The organism is Novosphingobium sp. KCTC 2891 (assembly GCF_025938155.1).
Lineage (GTDB): Bacteria > Pseudomonadota > Alphaproteobacteria > Sphingomonadales > Sphingomonadaceae > Novosphingobium.
Window position 1 is genome coordinate 93,441 of sequence record NZ_JAPCZG010000001.1, and the last position, 17,428, is coordinate 110,868.

At 68.6% G+C, this 17,428-nt stretch carries 16 protein-coding genes and 1 tRNA gene; 11 read left to right on the forward strand and 6 right to left on the reverse strand.

All coding sequences use genetic code 11. The annotated features are described in order from the left end of the window. Window positions 1–165: 165 nt before the first annotated feature. The 11 genes from ftsZ to OLX02_RS00510 all read left to right on the forward strand — a co-directional run bounded on the left by ftsZ (window position 166) and on the right by OLX02_RS00510 (window position 11,659). Window positions 166–1,692: a cell division protein FtsZ gene (gene ftsZ / locus OLX02_RS00460; protein WP_264419372.1), complete on the forward strand. Its 1,527-nt coding sequence runs from the start codon at window positions 166–168 to the stop codon at window positions 1,690–1,692. A gap of 112 nt (window positions 1,693–1,804) precedes the next feature. Then, on the forward strand, window positions 1,805–3,985 hold the full coding sequence (locus tag OLX02_RS00465; protein WP_264419373.1) for an SPOR domain-containing protein: 2,181 nt from the start codon (window positions 1,805–1,807) through the stop codon (window positions 3,983–3,985). 183 nt (window positions 3,986–4,168) lie between these two features. Beyond that, window positions 4,169–4,672, forward strand: a complete 504-nt coding sequence (locus OLX02_RS00470) for a YbjN domain-containing protein (RefSeq protein ID WP_264419374.1) — start codon at window positions 4,169–4,171, stop codon at window positions 4,670–4,672. 61 nt (window positions 4,673–4,733) lie between these two features. Next, window positions 4,734–5,543: a pyrroline-5-carboxylate reductase gene (proC, locus tag OLX02_RS00475; protein WP_264419375.1), complete on the forward strand. Its 810-nt coding sequence runs from the start codon at window positions 4,734–4,736 to the stop codon at window positions 5,541–5,543. Window positions 5,544–5,667: 124 nt separating this feature from the next. Further along, window positions 5,668–6,408, forward strand: a complete 741-nt coding sequence (locus OLX02_RS00480) for a Bax inhibitor-1/YccA family protein (RefSeq protein WP_264419376.1) — start codon at window positions 5,668–5,670, stop codon at window positions 6,406–6,408. 161 nt (window positions 6,409–6,569) lie between these two features. Then, entirely contained in the window at window positions 6,570–7,349 is a 780-nt protein-coding gene (locus tag OLX02_RS00485; RefSeq protein WP_264419377.1) for a hypothetical protein, read from the forward strand. 139 nt (window positions 7,350–7,488) lie between these two features. Next, a tRNA-Ala gene (locus OLX02_RS00490) sits at window positions 7,489–7,564 on the forward strand. Window positions 7,565–7,733: 169 nt separating this feature from the next. Further along, on the forward strand, window positions 7,734–8,795 hold the full coding sequence (gene obgE, locus OLX02_RS00495) for a GTPase ObgE (RefSeq protein ID WP_264419378.1): 1,062 nt from the start codon (window positions 7,734–7,736) through the stop codon (window positions 8,793–8,795). Between the two features lie 107 nt (window positions 8,796–8,902). Continuing rightward, window positions 8,903–10,036, forward strand: a complete 1,134-nt coding sequence (proB, locus tag OLX02_RS00500; RefSeq protein ID WP_264419380.1) for a glutamate 5-kinase — start codon at window positions 8,903–8,905, stop codon at window positions 10,034–10,036. Then, window positions 10,036–10,956, forward strand: a complete 921-nt coding sequence (locus OLX02_RS00505; RefSeq protein ID WP_264419381.1) for an NAD-dependent epimerase/dehydratase family protein — start codon at window positions 10,036–10,038, stop codon at window positions 10,954–10,956. The genes proB and OLX02_RS00505 overlap by 1 nt, the downstream gene beginning before the upstream one ends. A gap of 28 nt (window positions 10,957–10,984) precedes the next feature. Next, window positions 10,985–11,659: a spermidine synthase gene (locus OLX02_RS00510; protein ID WP_264419383.1), complete on the forward strand. Its 675-nt coding sequence runs from the start codon at window positions 10,985–10,987 to the stop codon at window positions 11,657–11,659. A 7-nt stretch (window positions 11,660–11,666) separates the two neighbouring features. Here OLX02_RS00510 and OLX02_RS00515 read toward each other — a convergent pair whose 3' ends face one another. The 6 genes from OLX02_RS00515 to cobA all read right to left on the reverse strand — a co-directional run bounded on the left by OLX02_RS00515 (window position 11,667) and on the right by cobA (window position 17,359). Continuing rightward, on the reverse strand, window positions 11,667–13,298 hold the full coding sequence (locus OLX02_RS00515) for a hypothetical protein (protein ID WP_264419384.1): 1,632 nt from the start codon (window positions 13,296–13,298) through the stop codon (window positions 11,667–11,669). Between the two features lie 83 nt (window positions 13,299–13,381). Beyond that, complete coding sequence (locus tag OLX02_RS00520; protein WP_264419385.1) at window positions 13,382–14,194, reverse strand: phosphoadenylyl-sulfate reductase; 813 nt, start codon at window positions 14,192–14,194, stop codon at window positions 13,382–13,384. A 31-nt stretch (window positions 14,195–14,225) separates the two neighbouring features. Beyond that, window positions 14,226–14,654 (reverse strand): DUF934 domain-containing protein, encoded by a 429-nt coding sequence (locus OLX02_RS00525; RefSeq protein WP_264419386.1) that lies wholly within the window; start codon window positions 14,652–14,654, stop codon window positions 14,226–14,228. Beyond that, window positions 14,647–16,281 (reverse strand): nitrite/sulfite reductase, encoded by a 1,635-nt coding sequence (locus OLX02_RS00530; RefSeq protein ID WP_264419387.1) that lies wholly within the window; start codon window positions 16,279–16,281, stop codon window positions 14,647–14,649. Before OLX02_RS00530 ends, OLX02_RS00525 begins: the two co-directional genes overlap by 8 nt. Before the next feature lie 2 nt (window positions 16,282–16,283). Beyond that, window positions 16,284–16,580, reverse strand: a complete 297-nt coding sequence (locus tag OLX02_RS00535; protein WP_264419388.1) for a DUF2849 domain-containing protein — start codon at window positions 16,578–16,580, stop codon at window positions 16,284–16,286. Next, the gene (gene cobA, locus OLX02_RS00540; RefSeq protein ID WP_264419389.1) at window positions 16,577–17,359 is read right to left on the reverse strand and encodes a uroporphyrinogen-III C-methyltransferase; all 783 of its coding nucleotides are present in this window, start codon (window positions 17,357–17,359) and stop codon (window positions 16,577–16,579) included. Before cobA ends, OLX02_RS00535 begins: the two co-directional genes overlap by 4 nt. Between the last annotated feature and the right edge of the window lie 69 nt (window positions 17,360–17,428).

Sequence of the window (17,428 nt, forward strand, 5' to 3'; positions counted from 1 at the left end):
ATAGGTTTGATACCGGATTGGCCGGATTCCCGGGCATTCGGTCACTCCATCCTGTGGAAAAGCCGAGTTTAACTTTGATTCGTCGAATCGTTGTGTGCCAAAGCTGAGCCAAGCTGCATCGCGGCGAACCGTCCGCCACAAATCCTGACCCGAAAGGGAGACGAAATGAGCATCAACATCGGACCGCCGGCCATCGACGAGCTTCGGCCCCGGATCACGGTGATCGGGGTTGGCGGCGCAGGCGGCAACGCTATCGCGAACATGATCAACGCCAAGATCGAAGGCGTGGATTTCATCGTCGTCAACACCGACGCACAGGCGCTGAACAACTCGATCGCGGACCACCGCATCCAGCTTGGCCCCGATATCACGCAGGGTCTGGGTGCAGGCGCCCGCCCCGAAGTGGGCCGCGCCGCTGCCGAGGAAACGCTTGAGGACATCGAGCGCGCGCTGGAAGGCGTGCACATGGTGTTCATCGCCGCCGGCATGGGCGGCGGCACCGGCACCGGCGCCGCGCCGGTCATCGCCGAGGCCGCGCGCCGCAAGGGCGTGCTGACCGTGGGCGTGGTGACCAAGCCGTTCCTGTTCGAAGGCACGCGCCGGATGCGCTCGGCCGATACCGGCATCGAGGAACTGCAGAAGCACGTCGATACGCTGATCGTCATTCCGAACCAGAACCTGTTCCTGGTCGCCAAGGCGGAAACGACCTTCAAGGAAGCGTTCCAGCTGGCCGACGAAGTGCTGCAGCAGGGCGTCCGCTCGATCACCGACCTGATGGTGATGCCGGGCCTGATCAACCTCGACTTCGCCGACGTGCGTTCGGTGATGGGCGAGATGGGCAAGGCGATGATGGGCACGGGCGAGGGCGAAGGCCCGAACCGCGCGCTGGAAGCGGCTGAACGCGCCATTGCCAACCCGCTGCTCGACGGCGTGTCGATGCAGGGCGCGAAGGGCGTCATCATCTCGATCATCGGCGGCGAGGACATGAAGCTCCTCGAAGTGGACGAGGCGGCGAACCACATCCGCGAGCTGGTCGATCCCAACGCGAACATCATCTGGGGTTCGGCGTTCAATCCCGACCTCGACGGCAAGATTCGCGTTTCGGTGGTCGCCACCGGCATAGAGCAGACGACCGAGCAGGCCGAGATCGCCTCGCGTCCGGCGAGCATCCCCGGCGCCTCGCGCGGGCCGGCGTTCCCCGGCTCGACCCCGGTCCGTTCGGCCGCCGAACCGGCGCCCGCGCCGGTGGCCCAGGCTCCGGTTCAGCCCGAGCCGGCGCCTGCGCCCGCTTCGTGGACCGCGCCCGAACAGGGCGGCGTTGCCCCCGTGGCGGACAGCACCGGCCACACCGCGCCCGGCGCGCAGCCCGGTTTTGCCTCGGCCGAGGCCGAGCCGCAGGAAACGCTCGACCTGACGCTGGACCTCAGCGAGGAACAGACGGAGCCGGCACCTGCCGCTCCGGCTGGCGAAGAGCTGCAGCTCGATCCCGCGCAGGAAGAGCCGGTGTCGCCGCGCTTCGGCCGTGCCCAGCCGGCGCCTGCCGCGCCGCGCCCCGCCGCTGGCGGCAGCACGCTGTTCGAGCGCATGGCAAACCTCTCGCGCGGGGGTGCCCGCAGCGGCGACGACGACGATCAGGATGACGGCGGTTCGCTGAACATTCCGCGTTTCCTGGGTCGCCAGAACAACCAGTAACCGTCCGGCCCGGCCGCACTCCCATCGCGGGAGCGCGGCCGGGCGGACTTGTCCGCCAGCCGGCGCGCCTGTTGCCGCCGCTTAAGGTCAGCGCCGCTATGGGGTCGGCACGATGATGCGCCGAATCGCCCGTTCGCCGAACGCCTCCACCCGCGCCGCGATGGCGCTCGCCCTGCTGCTTGCCGGAGCGGCCCCGCTCGCGGTGCGCGCCGCGCAGCCCAGCGACGATCCGGGCAGCGGCCCGATGGTCTCGCGCCCGGTCATCCAGCAGATCGGCGGGGGCGCGCCTTCGCCCGGACAGGCGCTCAATTCCGCATTGGGCCGGCTGGCGCGCGATCCGCGCAACCTGACCGCGCTGCTCGATGCCGGCACCGCCGCGCTGCAACTGGGCGATACCGATGCTGCGGTCGGCTTCTTCAGCCGCGCCAACGAGGTTGCGCCCGGCAATGCGCAGGTCAAGGCGCAGATCGGCACGGCGATGCTGAAGGCCGACAAGCCGATCGAGGCGATCCGGGCCTTTGACGAGGCTGAACGTGCGGGCGCCGACGTGGTGGCGATGGCGCCCGACCGGGGCCTGGCCTACGATCTGGTGGGCGACAATGCCGCCGCCCAGCGCTCCTACCAGCTTGCTCTCAATCGCGGGCCGAACGACGAAGTGCTGCGGCGCTATGGGCTGAGCCTGGCGATCGCGGGCGACCGGCGCGCCGCCGAAGGCGTGCTGGCACCGCTGGTGCAGCGGCAGGACCGCGCCGCGTGGCGGGTGCGCACGTTCGTCATGGCTATCACCGGTACGCCGGACGAAGCCGTGTCGGTCGCCTATGCCTCGATGCCGCAGGATCTGGCGGCGGGGATCGCGCCATACCTGCGCTTCATGGGGCGGCTCACCCCCGCGCAGCAGGCGGCTGCGGCCAATCTCGGCCACTTCCCGCGCGCGGCGGACATCGGGCGCGACGATCCGCTGATCGTGCAATACGCCGCGCTCCATCCGCGCGCGCCGCGTGTCGATTCCGGACTGATCCCCGCGGGTGATGCGCTGGGCGGCAAGGGCACCGCGCCCAGCCGCGAGAAGCGCCGCCGCCCCGGCCGCGAGGACCGCGTGGCGGTTGCCATGGCGGCACCTCGTCCGGCGGCTCCGGTTGCCGTTGCTGCGCCGCCGCCTCCGGCTCCGCAGGCTGTTTCCGTGCCGGTGGTGCAGCCCGTGCCGCGTCCGGCGGCGATGGCATCGCAACCGGTTGTGCAGCCGCTTCCGGCCCCGGTCAGGCCGCAGGTGCAGCCCCAGATCCAGTCCCAGCCCCAGCCAGTGCAGGCTGCGGCGGCCAGTCCTGCGCCGGGTTTTGCCAGCGTTCCTGCTGCATCGGCGCCGACGCCGGGCTTCGACCTGGCGCGCACGCCGGGGTCCCAACCGGTTCAGGCGTCACCGGTTCAGGCGTCGGTTCCTGCACCCGTTTCCGCACCTTATCCCGCGCGGATCGACCTGCCGCCGTCTGCGCCGGCCCCGGCGCCCGTGCCGATCCCCGTTTCCGTCCGCGCCCCGGTGTCCGCGCCGCAGCCCGCTCCGGTCCGCACCGCAGCGGTGACCGAAGCGCCGCCTTCGCCGGCCGATTTCCGCGCTCTGTTTGAAGGCTTCAAGGCGCCGGAGGCGGAACAGCAGGAAAGGGTCGTCGCGGTCGACATCACCCGGATCGCGCCGGTGCGTCCGCGTGCGCCCGAGCCGAAGCTGGCGGCCAGGCCTGCGATCGCGGTGCCGGCACCCGAGGAAAAGGGCGCGAAGGCCACGGCCCGCGATGCGAAGGGCGCTGCAAAGGACGTCAAGGCGAAGCTCGACGCACGCGGGGAACGGCCCGATGCGCCGACCGCCGTTTCGCGCACTACCGAGCGCGATGCCAAGCTGGCGCTGGCCGAAAAGACCGCGCCCGGCGCGAAGGGGACCAAGGGCGCCAAGGATGCCGCCAGGGATGCCAAGGTTCTCAAGGACGAGAAGGACGCCAAGGCCGGCAAGGGCAAGGCCGCAGCGCCCAGCCATCCCAGCCGCATCTGGGTGCAGGTGCTGACCGGCGCCAACCGCGACCTGATGGACAAGGAATGGCGGCGGCTCGTCAAGGAGGCCGCCGTGCTGAAGGCGAAGAAGCCCTACATCACGCCGTGGCGCGGCAATTTCCGCCTGCTGGCCGGGCCGTTCGAGAGCGAGGCGGCAGCGCAGGACTTCGTCAAGGCACTGCGCAAGGATGGGGTCAGCGGGTTCCAGTGGACCAGCCCGGCGGGGCAGTCGGTGGACACGCTTCCGCTCAAGTGAAGGTGGCCGTGCGGGCGTTCATGCACCGCGTGTCCACAGCTTTTGCACAGCCTTGTGTAGTTTTGCCCAAGCCGCTGGTAACCTGTCATTGTCCGCCGGCCCTCGCTCGGCGATGGATCGGCGCGAACGAACGGCGGGGATCATCCTGCCGTCTTGCGGGCCTTGGCCCTGGAGAACGCGAAGATGCGGACCGGCCACGACGAAAGCGAACGCGACGACGCCGCACCCGTCGACATGCTCGCCTCGCTGTTCGAGGCGCGGGGCTGGCCCTGCGAATTCGTGTCGGACGACGAGATCCACGGCGAGATCCAGGGGTCGTGGGCCAACTACCAGATCCGCTGCATCTGGCGGACCGAAGACCACGTGCTCCAGATCCTGTGCCTGCCGGACATTCGCGTGGCCGAGGACAAGCGCAGCGCCGTCTACGAAGTCATGGCGCTGATCAACGAGCAGGTGTGGCTCGGCCATTTCGACATCTGGTCGAACGGAGCGGTCCTGCTCTATCGTCACGGGCTGATGCTGGGCGACGACGGACTGCTCAGCCTGACTCAGGCGCAGACGGCGATCGAGGCCGCCATCGACGAGTGCGACCGGTTCTACCCCGCGTTCCAGTTCATCCTGTGGGGCGACAAGAGCCCGGCCGAAGCGCTCGCGAGCGCGCTGGTGGACGCCGCGGGCGAAGCCTGACATAGGCGCAGGCCTCGCGCGGCGAGGCGGTTCTCGCCCGCGCGCAGCAAGGATGCGGGCGATGACGGGCATTTCCTTTCTCCAGTTCGGTTGCGGCAATATGGGCGGCGCGATGCTCGCCGGCTGGCTGGCGGGCGGCATTCCCGCCGAGAGCTTCACCGTTGTGGATCCCTACCTGGCCGCCGCGCCCGAAGGCGTGCGCCTGCTGAAGGAAGCGCCGGCCGCAGGCGCGCAGCCGGATGTGGTGCTGCTCGGTTTCAAGCCCCAGCAATTGCCCGATGCGGCCGCCGCCGTGGCCCCGCACGTCGGGCCGGGCACGCTGCTCCTGTCGATTCTCGCGGGTGTGGACCTTGCCACGCTGCGCGCCGCCTTTCCGCAGGCCGGCGCGATCGTGCGGGTGATGCCCAATCTCGCCGCCGCGCTGGGGAAATCGCCGATCGCGCTGGTGGGCGATGCACAGGGCGAGGCGAAGGCGCTGACCGAGCGGCTGATGGCGCCACTGGGGCAGGCCGAATGGCTTTCGGGCGAGGACCAGATGGACCTCGTCACCGCGCTCGCCGGCTCCGGCCCCGCGTTCGTCTACCGAGTGATCGACGCGCTGGCCGAAGGCGCCGCCGCGCTGGGCCTGCCGCGCGACCAGGCCGATCGGCTCGCACTGGCGATGGTGGAAGGCGCGGCCACGCTCGCGGCGCAGTCGCCTTACGGTCCGGGCGAGCTGGCGCGGCGCGTCGCCAGTCCGGGCGGGGTCACGCAGGTCGGGCTCGATGTGCTCGATGCGGACCGCCGGCTGGTGAGCCTGATGGAAGATACGCTGCGCGGCGCGCGCGATCGCAGTGCCGAAATGACCGAGGAGGCCCGCCGCAAGCGCTGACGGGCCCGCGGCCAGATACACTTTGTCACAAAGGTCACATTCCGGTTTCGCTTGAATCCGCATGAGGCAAGGGCGATATTGCACGGACCGGGCCGATCCTGGCCCGAACGGAGTCTAGAAGCACATGGCAAATTGGAACGACCCCCAGCCCCGGACGGGCTTCGGCGCGTCTCCGAGCCTTTCCGGCGTCAACAGCCGCAGCGAAGTGTTCGATGCGGGCCTGCGGCGCTACATGCTTTCGATCTACAACTACATGGCCTCGGGCGTGTTGCTTTCGGGCATCGTCGCGCTGCTGTTCGCGAGCAGCGGCGCCGCCGCCGCCGTGTTCGGCACGCCGCTGCGCTGGCTTGTGGCGCTGGCCCCGCTGGCTTTCGTCATGGTGATGAGCTTCGGCATCAACCGGCTTTCGACCACCGCGGTGCGTGGCCTGTTCTGGGCTTTCAGCGTCGTGATGGGCATGTCGCTGTCGTCGATCTTCTTCGTCTACACCGGCCCCTCGATCGCGGCGACGTTCTTCGCCACGGCGGGCGCCTTCGCGGGTCTGAGCCTGTTCGGCTACACCACGCAGAAGAGCCTGTCGGGCATGGGCACGTTCCTGATCATGGGCCTTGTGGGCATCCTGATCGCGTCGCTGGTCAACATCTTCCTGCAGTCGCCGGGCCTTGCCTGGGGCATCAGCTTCCTTGGCGTGCTGATCTTCGCGGGATTGACCGCTTATGACACGCAGCGGCTCAAGGACCAGTATGCCTACCTTGCCGGCACCGATTTCGCGGGCAAGGCCGTGGTCATGGGTGCGCTGACGCTCTACCTCGATTTCATCAACATGTTCACGTTCCTGCTGCAGTTCATGGGCGATCGCCGCTGAACAGGGCCGGATAGGACGTCAGTTCGAGATGCCCGGTGGGTCGAATGACCTGCCGGGCATTTTCTTTGTCTGCCAATGTGGTTATATTCCCGTTCATCACGGAGAAAGTACCCCGTCCGCAACCTGGCGGATCGTTTGTGGGCGCTTTCGGGGGAGTTCTGATGTTTCATTCACCGCGCCTTGCCGTGCTTCTGCGTTCCGCTCCGGCCATGGCCGCCGCCGGGCTGGCCCTTGCGCTTGCCTCGTGCGCGAAGCCGCCGCCGCCCCCTCCGCCGCCGCCGCCGCCCAAGGTGGTGATCATTCCGCCGCGGCCCACGCCGCCGAATGGGGCCAGCCTGAACGTGGCGCTGCCGCCTGCCGATGCATCCGGCCTGCGGCAGTCGGTCAATCGCAACATTTCGCCGGCGCAGATGCTGTGGAACCTGCGTTCGGCCTACAACGTCGCCGCGCTGAATTGCAGCGCCCCGCAGCACGTTGACATCCTGCCGCGCTACCGTGCCTTCCTCACCTCGAACGCCAAGGTGCTGACCAGCACCAACAAGGCGGTCGATGCGGATTTCCGCAAGAAGTACGGCGCCCGCTTTGTCGCCCCGCGTGAAGCGTACATGACCTCGGTCTACAACCATTTCGCGCTGCCGCCGACGCTGTCGGACTTCTGCGATGCTGTGCTGGCGGTCAGCCGCGACGGCATGGTGGTGAAGCCGGTGGAGCTTGAGGCATTCGCGGTGCGCAGCCTGCCGAACATCGAAGTTGTGTTCGACGATTTCTACCGCCGCTACGAAAAGTATCGCACCGATCTGGCGATCTGGGAGGCGCAGTATGGTACGGCGTCGGCTTCTGCCGGCCTTGGGACGCCGTCCGCGGCGAACCAGCCGGCGATCGTCCTGTCGTCGCTCTCGGCCGGGCAGGGGAGCAATCCGGCGAACGGCGGCGCGCGCTGAGGTGCAGCGGGCGCCGATCCGGGGCGGCGCCTGCAAAAAAGTCAATTTTGCTCTTGGCGAATCTGCCGGCCCTGCGCTAAGGGCCGCGCTCCCGGCAGGGTATGGTTCTTCGGAGCGCCATGCCGGACGATACTGGAACGGGGCCGTAGCTCAGCTGGGAGAGCGCGTCGTTCGCAATGACGAGGTCAGGGGTTCGATCCCCCTCGGCTCCACCAGATATCGGGCAATGTCATATACCGAAAAGGCCGCCGGTCCCGCCGGCGGCCTTTTCGGTATATGGCCGTCCGGTGGATTGACCGGGCTGGGCATTTGATCGACCCTTGCAGGCTGCGGGATCGCGCCCCACCTCGCTAGCCGCCCTCGTTTTTCCGGAATTTTAAGCCCATGCATTTCCTCGACCAGGCCAAGATCTTCATCCGCTCCGGCGCGGGTGGCCAGGGTGCGGTCAGCTTCCGGCGCGAAAAGTATGTCGAATACGGCGGCCCCGACGGCGGCGACGGCGGCAAGGGCGGGGACATCATCTTCGAGGCCGTGGTCGGTCTCAACACCCTGATCGACTTCCGCTACACCCAGCATTTCAAGGCACAGCGCGGGCACGGCGGCGCGGGCAAGAACCGCACCGGCGCCGGCGGCAACGATCTGGTCATCAAGGTGCCGGTGGGCACGCAGGTGCTCGACGACGACCGCGAGACGGTGCTGGCCGACCTGACCGAGGCTGGCCAGCGCGTGACCCTGCTGCGCGGCGGCGATGGCGGGCGCGGCAACCTCAGCTACAAGACCTCGACCAATCGCGCGCCGCGGCAGTGCGGTCCGGGCTGGCCGGGCGCGGAGATGTACGTCTGGCTGCGCCTGAAGCTGATGGCCGACGCGGGCCTGCTCGGCCTGCCCAATGCCGGCAAGTCGACCTTCATCAACCAGATCACCAACACCAAGGCGAAGGTAGGCGATTACGCCTTCACCACGCTGCGTCCGCAGCTGGGCGTGGTGCGCCATCGCAACCGCGAATTCGTTCTGGCCGACATTCCCGGCCTGATCGAGGGCGCGGCCGAGGGCGCGGGCATCGGCGACCGTTTCCTGGGGCATATCGAACGCTGCCGCGTGCTGATCCACCTGATCGACATCCACAGCGATACCGATCCGGTCGAGGCGATGCACATCGTCGAGGGCGAGCTGGAGGCGTATGGCGCCGGGCTGGACGACAAGCCGCGCCTTGTCGCGCTCAACAAGATCGACCTGGTCGACAAGGAACTGGTCAAGGCGTTCGGCGACGAATTGCTCGCGGCCGGCGCGGACCGCGTGTTCCCGATTTCGGGCGCGACGGGCAAGGGCATCGATGCCCTGCTCGATGCGGTGCTCGAATACCTGCCCGTCGCCACCGTTACCGAGCGGCCGACGGGCGAGGTGGTGGTCGAGGAAGATCGCAAGCCCTGGTCTCCGCTGGGCTGATGCGCCTGCCGGGCTGACGGGTTTCCTTTCCCGCATCGCCCGGCCGTGCGCAAAGCGGCCCGAAGCGCCCTTCCAGTCCCGTCACAATTCCCTTAAGCCGCGCCCTCATGAAGATCAGCCAGCTTGCCCATCTGACCGACGCCGCCACCTGCTCCCGGCTGGTGGTGAAGGTCGGTTCCGCCCTGCTTGTGGGCAAGGACGGGCAGCCGCGGCGCGAATGGCTGGCCGCGCTGGTGGCCGAAATCGCGGCGATGCGTGCGCGCGGGCAGGAAGTGATCGTGGTTTCCTCGGGCGCAATCGCGCTGGGCGCGCGCAAGCTGGGCCTCGCCAAGGGTGGTCGGGGCAGCCTGTCCGATGCGCAGGCGGCGGCGGCCGTGGGCCAGATCGCGCTCGCCGGGCTGTGGGCCGAACTGCTGGCCGGGCACGGCATCACGGCGGCGCAGGTGCTGCTGACTCTGGAAGACCTTGAAGACCGGCGGCGCTATCTCAACGTCACCGCCACGATGGGCACGCTGCTGGCAGCAGGCGCGGTGCCGGTGATCAACGAGAACGACACCGTCGCCACGCAGGAAATCCGCTTTGGCGACAACGACCGGCTCGCGGCGCGCGTGGGCCAGGCAGCGGGCGCGAAAGGCGTTCTGCTGCTGTCCGACATCGACGGGCTGTATGACCGCGATCCGCGCCAGCCGGGCGCGGTGCGCATTCCCGTGGTCAAGGGCGTCACGCCCGAAATCCACGCGATGGCCACCGGCGGATCGTCGTCGGGCCTTGGCTCGGGCGGAATGACCTCGAAGTTGCAGGCGGCCGAGATCGCCGAGATGGCGGGCATCGCCCTGGCGATCATCGACGGCCAGCCGCTTTCGCCCGTGCAGGCGGCGCTTGGCGCGGACCGGGGCACGCTGTTCCTGCCGCGCGGGCGCAAGCAGGCGCGCAAGGCATGGCTGGGCGGCAAGCTGCGCGTGCGCGGCGCGGTCCATGTCGATGCCGGTGCGGCGGCGGCGCTGGCGAAGGGGTCCAGCCTGCTGGCGGCGGGTGTCACTGCCGTGGATGGCGATTTCCGGCGCGGCGATGCTGTCGAGGTGCAGGGACCGGACGGAGCGACCCTGGCACGCGGGCTGTCGGAGTACGATGCCGCCGAATGCGCCCGCGTCATGGGCCGACAGAGCGCCGAGCACGAGGAAATCCTGGGCTATGCCCCGCGTTCGGCACTGATCCACCGCGACCAGATGGTTCTGATCTGATGGGGGCAGAATTGCTGGCGGTGACCGGCGCCACCGGGTTCGTCGGGCAGGCGGTGCTGGATCTGGCGCAGCGGCAGGGGCTGGAAGTGCGCGCGCTCGCCCGCCGCCCGCAGGAACCGCGCGCGGGTGTGGAATGGGTGCAGGGCGATCTGGCGGACAAGGCGGCGCTGCGGCGGCTGGTCGGCCGCGCCACCGTGGTCGTCCACATCGCCGGCGTGGTCAACGCGCCCGATCCCGCCGGGTTCGAGGCGGGCAACGTCGCGGGCACGCTCAACGTGGTCGAGGCGGCGATGAAGGCCGGCGTGCCGCGTTTCGTCCACGTCTCCTCGCTTTCCGCGCGGGAGCCGCAGCTTTCGGTTTATGGTGCGTCCAAGCTGAAGGGCGAGCGGATCGTTACCGCCGCCCCGCTCGACTGGTCGGTGGTGCGCCCCCCGGCGGTCTATGGCCCCCGCGATACCGAGATGCTGGAGCTGTTCCGGCTCGCCCGGCGCGGTTTCATGCCCTTGCCGCCAGAGGGCAAGCTTTCGATCATCCATGTCGGCGATCTCGCCCGCCTGCTGCTGGCGCTGCTGCCGGGCGGCGAGGACGTGACCAGCATGACGTTCGAGCCGGACGACGGCCAGCCGGGCGGTTGGACGCACCACAGCCTTGCCCGCGCCATCGGTGTGGCGGTGGGCCGGCGCGTCACCCCGATGTCGCTGTCGCCCGGCCTGCTGCGGCTGGGCGCCCGCGCGGATCGCTTCTGGCGCAAGGACCGCGCCAAGCTGACCGAGGACCGCGTCGGCTATATGTGCCATCCCGACTGGATGGCCGGCGAGGCGATGCAGCCGCCCGGGCATTTGTGGAAGCCGCAGGTGGAAACGCGCATGGGTCTCCACGCCACTGCGGCATGGTACCGCGAGGCCGGGTGGCTGAAATGAAGCGCCCACGCAACAAGAGGCATAGCCGATGATCAAGCGCGAACTCCTTGGCACGGCGCAAGTGCCCGGCGGGGTGGAGCTGAAGCTGTACCAGCACGATCGCGACTTCATGATCGTGCTCGGCCACAACGAACTGATGAGCAGCCGCATGAGCGGCTCGGAAGTCGCGCTCGCGGTGGAAACCTGCGCCCGGCTGGACAACAAGGCGTCTGCGCGCCTGTTGGTCGGCGGTTACGGCATGGGCTTCACCTTGCGTGCGGCGCTGGCCACGCTCGGCCCGAAGGCGCAGGTGGTGGTGGCCGAACTCGTGCCCGAAGTGATCGATTGGGCGCGTGGGCCGATGGCGGACCTTGCCGCCGGTTGCCTTGATGATCCGCGCGTCACGGTGCGCATGGGCGATGTCGCCGACGCCATCGGCAACGCGAAGGCGGAAATGCCCGGAGGCTACGACGCGATCCTGCTCGATGTCGACAATGGCCCGGACGGACTGGTGCGCCGCGACAACAACCGGATCTACACAAGCCGAGGCCTGCGCGCCGCGCGCGAAGCGCTCCGCCCCGGCGGCGTGCTTGCGGTCTGGTCCGCCGCCCCCGATCCCGCGTTCACCCGCCGCCTTCAGGAAGCCTTCACGGTGGAAGAAATCACCGTCCGCGCCCGCGCGAACGGCAAGGGACCGCGCCACGTCATCTGGTTCGCCCGCTGATCGCGGCCTAGTACAGGGCCACGCCGCTCGTGCCGTAGAACGTGCAGCCGGTGGACGCGGCGAGCGGGTGGGCGGCGAACCACGTCGTCGCGGCGGAGCGCGTGGGCAGCGGTGTTGCCATGCCGGTGCGCGCGTCGAACACGGTCAGCTTGCCGTAGGGATAGGTTTCAGCGCCCCAGCGGTCGGCGATGCGCAGGCCTTCGGGGGTGACTTCGCTCTGGTTGCGGATGGTGTTGGCGGAAAGGTCGCGGCCGGGGAAATCGGCGTAGAGCCTGTCGCCAAGGCCATAGGAGCCGACGAAAACCGGAACCGCCCCGTGATAGGGGCAGGTGCCATAAAGCAGCACCGCCGTGTCCTTGGCCGGCGTGCCCACCGCAGCCCGGAGCCGGGCGTAGAGCGCCTCTTGCCGGGCGGAGGCCTCCGCCCAGTTCATGCCGAGCTGCGTCACCAGCGTGCTGCCGCAGCCGATCATGCCCAGGAACAGGCCGGTGGCCGCGCGCGGATAGCGGCGGGCGAGCGCACACAGGCCGGCCGCCAGCAGCAGCGCGGCACCAAGCGTGCCGGCAACATTGTCGCGGTTGCCGATGCCGAAAGCGCCATCCTCGTAGAAGCCTACGGGCACGAAACCGGCGTAGCCCAGAACGAAGGCGACAAGGCCGCTGAGCGCGAGGAAGCGTGGTGACGGCGCTTCGAGCGATGGTGCAAAGGCGCGGCGGACCAGCGGGGCGGCGGCCACCGCCACAGCCACGCCGGGAAGCAGCGCGACGGGGTGGCCGAACGGTCCCGCCAGCACGCGCAGGGTCTGCCAGGGCAGCAACACGCCGAGCGTGCCGAAATCGGTGATGGCGGCCCGGACATAGATCACGGCGGTGCGCAGCGCGAAGTCGAGGGCGCCGCGCCGGGGCATCAGTTCGCCGCCGATCCACAACTGGAACGCGCATGTCGCGGCGAGCGGCAAGGTCACCGCCGCGACCGTCACCGCGAACCTGCGGTCGCGTCGCAAATCTCGCAATGACGACCCTTGCGCGGTCCACACGAACACCGGCACGGCCAGCAGCACGAACGCGAACAGGATGTAGGACAGCGCGCCCAGCAGCGCCGTCCCCGCCAGCGCGGCGAGCAGCGCAGGGCGGCGGCGCGTTTCGCCTTGCGCCAGTGCGACGACCAGCCACAGCGCCAGCGCGAAGCACAGCAGCGCCAGCGTCGCCATGTGGTTGGCATACCACATCCGCGTGGTGCTGAAGTGCGGCGCGCAGGCATAGGCCAGCACCAGCGGCAGCGCGAGCGGGGCGAAGCCGCGCAGACGGCGCAAGGCGTCGTGAAGCAGCAGCACCGCGCCCGCCAGCATCGCATGGTTGATCAGGTGCGGGCCGAGCGCGCTGCCCGGCATCGCTTTCCACGTGGCGATGTAGAGCAGGATCTGCGGTGGCCGCACGGCGAGGTTCGGCGCGGCGGCAAGTGTGCGGTACAGTCCCGCGACCGACTGGTCCGGGCTGGCCTTCAACAGCGCGAGGAAGCCCCAGTCGTCGGTGACGAAGCCCAGCCCGGCCACATAGAACAGCGCCGGAAGCACCACCGCCAGCAGCAGCACGAGCCGTTCGGCCAGCAGGCGCGGCGGGGTGGTTACGGACGTGCGCAAGCCATGCTCCGATCGGGAAGCCGGAGCCTAGAAGCGGTCGATATGATGTTCAACCTTTGCGGCTGGCAGCCGCCGGACGCCGGTCAGAATGCCGGATCGTAGCCGGGGGGCAGTTCGCCGGGCTTGTCCTCGGCGGCACCGGGGGCGTGAATGCCGCACTCGGTCTTGTCCCAGCCCTTCCAGCGGCCCGAACGCGGATCTTCGCCCGGCGCGACCTTGCTGGTGCAGGGGGCGCAGCCGATCGAGGGATAGCCTTCGGATTCCAGCGGGTGCCGGGGCAGGCCATGCGCGGTGAAGTAGCCGTCGAGCTGCTCCTTGTTCCACGATGCCAGCGGGTTGATCTTCAGCCGCCCTTGCGCGTCGGACTTGTCGATCTCGAAGCGCGGCAACCCGGCGCGGGTGCTGGACTGGAAGCCCTTGCGCCCGGTGATCGAGGCATCGAAGTGGAGCAGCGCCTTGGCCAGCGGCTGGACCTTGCGGATTTCGCAGCAGCCGTCCGGGTCCCACGACCAGCGCAGGCCATTGTCGTCCTTCTTCGCCAGCACATCGGCCTCGGGCGCGATGATCTGGAGATTGGTGAGGCCAAGATGCGCCGCGAGTTCGTCGCGGTAGGCGACGGTTTCGGGGAAGTGCTTGCCGGTTTCCAGGAACAGCACCGCCACGCCGGGATCGACCTCGGCAATCAGGTGGAGCAGCACCGCGCTCTCGGCGCCGAAGCTGGAGACGACCGCGAGGTCGCCGGCCAGCCCGTCGCGGATGACCGAGCGCAGCATGTCCTGCGTGTCGGTGCCGCGGAACAGGTTGTTCAGGCGGATCGCGTCGCTCTCGGTGAAGCGCGGCGCGGTATCGATCAGGTCGATCCGGCGATCCTGCTGCTGGCGCGTGGTGCTGCTCATGTGCGGTTAGGTTCCCTTCAGGTCACGGGTTTCAGCCGTGACGCTTGGCCCAGATCGCGGGACGGCCATCGACCGTCTTCTGGTAGACTTCAGGCCAGGTCGCGAAGGCCTTGTCGGCGGCTTCGCGGCTGATGTCCTGCTCGGGTGCGAAGCTGTCGAAGCCGCAGCGGCGCATGTGCGAAAGCTGGTCCACCAGCACGTCGCCCACGGCGCGCAGTTCGCCGGCATAGCCATGCTCACGCAGGATCCGCGCCGCCGAATAGCCGCGGCCTTCGGTGTAGGCGGGGAAGTTCACCTCGACCAGCGCGATGCGGTCGAGGTGGGGCAGCAGCGCGCGCGCATCGTCGCCAGGCTCGATCCGGACGGCGGTGGCGTTGGACTGTTCGGCAAAGGCGTCGACGGTGACGGCCGGATCGCCCACCGGCTCGTCATCGCGGTAACGCAGGGTCTGCTCAACCATAGATCGCTTCCTTGAACGGGGCCATGCCGATGCGGCGGTAGGTATCGAGGAAGCGTTCCCCGTCGCTGCGCTGGGCGAGATAGACATTGGTGGCCTTTTCGACCGCATCGACGATGCCGTCCTCGCTGAAGCCCGGCCCGGTGATCGTGCCGAGCGAGGTATCCGCCGCTTCCGAGCCGCCGAGCAGCAGCTGGTAGTTCTCGGTGCCCTTGCGATCCACGCCGAGGATGCCGATGTGGCCCGCGTGGTGGTGGCCGCAGGCGTTGATGCAGCCCGAGATCTTCAGCTTCAGTTCGCCCAGCTCGCGCTGGCGGCCAAGGTCGGCGAAGCGTTCCGAGATCTTCTGCGCGACCGGGATCGAGCGCGCATTGGCGAGGCTGCAATAATCGAGGCCCGGACAGGCGATGATGTCGCCGATCAGGTCGAGGTTGGCATCGGCCAGACCCGCCGCGTCGAGCTTCTGCCACAGCGCGTAGAGATCGGCCTTGCGGACGTGCGGCAGGACGATGTTCTGCGCATGGGTGACGCGCAGTTCGTCGAAGCTCAGCTCCTTGGCCAGATCGGCCATCAGGCGGATCTGGTCGGCGGTGGCATCGCCCGGAATGCCGCCCACCGGCTTGAGGCTGATCGTGACGATCGCATAGCCCGGCTGCTTGTGCGCGTGGGTGTTCTGGTCGACCCACAGCGCGAAGTCGGGATCGGACAGGTCGAGATCGTCGGACAGGCCGGCTTCGAAGCCGGGCTGCTCGAAGAAGCCCTTGATGCGCTCCAGTTCGGCCGGCGGCGGCTCAAGCCCAAGCGTGAGGATGTGCGCGAACTCTTCCTCGACCTGGCGGCGATATTCGTCGGCGCCGATTTCGTGGACGAGGATCTTGATGCGCGCCTTGTACTTGTTGTCGCGGCGGCCGTAGCGATTGTAGACGCGCAGGCAGGCTTCCAGATAGGAAATCATCTGGAGCGGCGGCACGAAATCGCCGATCACCGGCGCGATCATCGGCGTGCGGCCCATGCCGCCGCCCACGTAGAAGCGGCAGCCGATCTCGCCCGCGTCGTTCTGCACAAGCTGGATGCCGATGTCGTGCAGCTTCATCGCGGCACGGTCGGTATCCGAACCGATGATCGCGATCTTGAACTTGCGCGGCAGGTAATCGAATTCCGGGTGGAAGGTCGACCACTGGCGCAGCAGTTCGGCATAGGGGCGCGGATCGACGAGTTCATCGGCAGCGGCGCCGGCGAACTGGTCGGCCGTGGTGTTGCGGATGCAGTTGCCGCTGGTCTGGATGGCGTGCATCTCGACCGAGGCCAGATCGGCCAGCAGGTCGGGCGCCTGTTCCAGCTTGATCCAGTTGTACTGGATGTTCTGGCGGGTGGTGAAGTGGCCGTAGCCGCGGTCGTACTTGTCCGCGATATCGCCCAGCATCCGCATCTGCGCGCTGCTGAGCGTGCCATAGGGAATGGCCACGCGCAGCATGTAGGCGTGAAGCTGGAGATAGAGGCCGTTCTTCAGGCGCAGCGGCTTGAACTGGTCCTCGGTGATTTCGCCGGCGAGGCGGCGGCTCACCTGGTCGCGGAACTCCGCGACGCGGGTATCGACCATCTGCTGGTCGTAGCTGTCGTACTGGTACATGGTCAGATCACCCAGTTGCCGGCAGTGGGATCGGCAGGCTTGAGGGAAAGGTCGAGGCGGACCGTGGGGCCGAGCGCGCGGATACGGTCCTTGATGTGCGCGGGGCGCACACCTTCGGGCGTCTGCGTGGCGTCGATCACGTGGGTGTCGGTGACGATCTGCTTGGCGTTTTCGCGCGCGATGATCGCTTCCGCGCCTTCGGGCACGTCGACCGCATCGTTGACATGGCGCGACCAGCCTTCGCCGGCCCACCAGATCACGTCGCCGGTCCTGAGTTCGTTGCCGGTGATGATCTTCACTTTACGGCCTCCAGCACTCGTTGGATTTCCATCATGTCTCCCCGGCCTGCCACTTCACCGATGACGATGAGCGCAGGACTCCTGACCTTGTTGCTTGCCACCAGCGCGCCAAGGCCCGCCAGTTGCCCACGCAGCACCCGCATTTCGGGGCGTGCGGCGTTTTCGATCACGGCCAGCGGCATCTCGGGCGAGAGGCCGTCGGCAATGAGCTTTTCGGCGATCGCCTCGCTGGTGGCGACGCCCATGTAGATGACGAGCGTGCGGCCCACGCCGGCCAGCCCCGCCCAGTTCTGGTCCGACAGGCCCTTGCACTGGCCCGCGACGAAGCTGACGATGCTGGCGTTCTCACGGTGGGTGAGCGGAAGCTGTGCCGCCGCCGCCGCGCCCATCGCGGCACTGATACCGGGCACGACCTGCACCGGCACGCCCGCCGCGTGGCAGGCCTCGGCTTCTTCGCCGCCGCGGCCGAAGATGAACGGATCGCCGCCCTTGAGCCGCACCACGTCATGCCCGGCCAGCGCCTCGCGCACGAGCAGGGCGTTGATGTCCTCCTGCTGCATGGTGTGGCGCGCACGGCTCTTGGCGACGGAGACGAAGCGCGCGCCGCGCGGCGCCATCGCCAGGATCGCGGGATCGACCAGCCCGTCATGCACGACCAGCTTCGCAGCCATCAGCAGCCGCGCGGCGCGCAGGGTCAAGAGATCGGGATCGCCGGGGCCGGCACCGACCAGATGGACCGTGCCGACACGGGAATCGCCGGAAGGGAGGGTCTTGCTCATGCTCGCCAGATGGGACGGGGGCCGGCAAGGTGCCAGCGAGAATGGTTTGGGGGTAGGCTAGGTCAGCTT

What these genes read in the sequence shown, in the direction of transcription:
- cobA (WP_264419389.1), bottom strand. Translation starts at nt 17,359, where the DNA reads ATGAGCAAGACCCTCCCTTCCGGCGATTCCCGTGTCGGCACGGTCCAT.
- OLX02_RS00465 (WP_264419373.1), top strand. Translation starts at nt 1,805, where the DNA reads ATGATGCGCCGAATCGCCCGTTCGCCGAACGCCTCCACCCGCGCCGCG.
- OLX02_RS00525 (WP_264419386.1), bottom strand. Translation starts at nt 14,654, where the DNA reads ATGGTTGAGCAGACCCTGCGTTACCGCGATGACGAGCCGGTGGGCGAT.
- proC (WP_264419375.1), top strand. Translation starts at nt 4,734, where the DNA reads ATGACGGGCATTTCCTTTCTCCAGTTCGGTTGCGGCAATATGGGCGGC.
- OLX02_RS00530 (WP_264419387.1), bottom strand. Translation starts at nt 16,281, where the DNA reads ATGTACCAGTACGACAGCTACGACCAGCAGATGGTCGATACCCGCGTC.
- proB (WP_264419380.1), top strand. Translation starts at nt 8,903, where the DNA reads ATGAAGATCAGCCAGCTTGCCCATCTGACCGACGCCGCCACCTGCTCC.
- OLX02_RS00485 (WP_264419377.1), top strand. Translation starts at nt 6,570, where the DNA reads ATGTTTCATTCACCGCGCCTTGCCGTGCTTCTGCGTTCCGCTCCGGCC.
- ftsZ (WP_264419372.1), top strand. Translation starts at nt 166, where the DNA reads ATGAGCATCAACATCGGACCGCCGGCCATCGACGAGCTTCGGCCCCGG.
- OLX02_RS00470 (WP_264419374.1), top strand. Translation starts at nt 4,169, where the DNA reads ATGCGGACCGGCCACGACGAAAGCGAACGCGACGACGCCGCACCCGTC.
- obgE (WP_264419378.1), top strand. Translation starts at nt 7,734, where the DNA reads ATGCATTTCCTCGACCAGGCCAAGATCTTCATCCGCTCCGGCGCGGGT.
- OLX02_RS00510 (WP_264419383.1), top strand. Translation starts at nt 10,985, where the DNA reads ATGATCAAGCGCGAACTCCTTGGCACGGCGCAAGTGCCCGGCGGGGTG.
- OLX02_RS00505 (WP_264419381.1), top strand. Translation starts at nt 10,036, where the DNA reads ATGGGGGCAGAATTGCTGGCGGTGACCGGCGCCACCGGGTTCGTCGGG.
- OLX02_RS00480 (WP_264419376.1), top strand. Translation starts at nt 5,668, where the DNA reads ATGGCAAATTGGAACGACCCCCAGCCCCGGACGGGCTTCGGCGCGTCT.
- OLX02_RS00520 (WP_264419385.1), bottom strand. Translation starts at nt 14,194, where the DNA reads ATGAGCAGCACCACGCGCCAGCAGCAGGATCGCCGGATCGACCTGATC.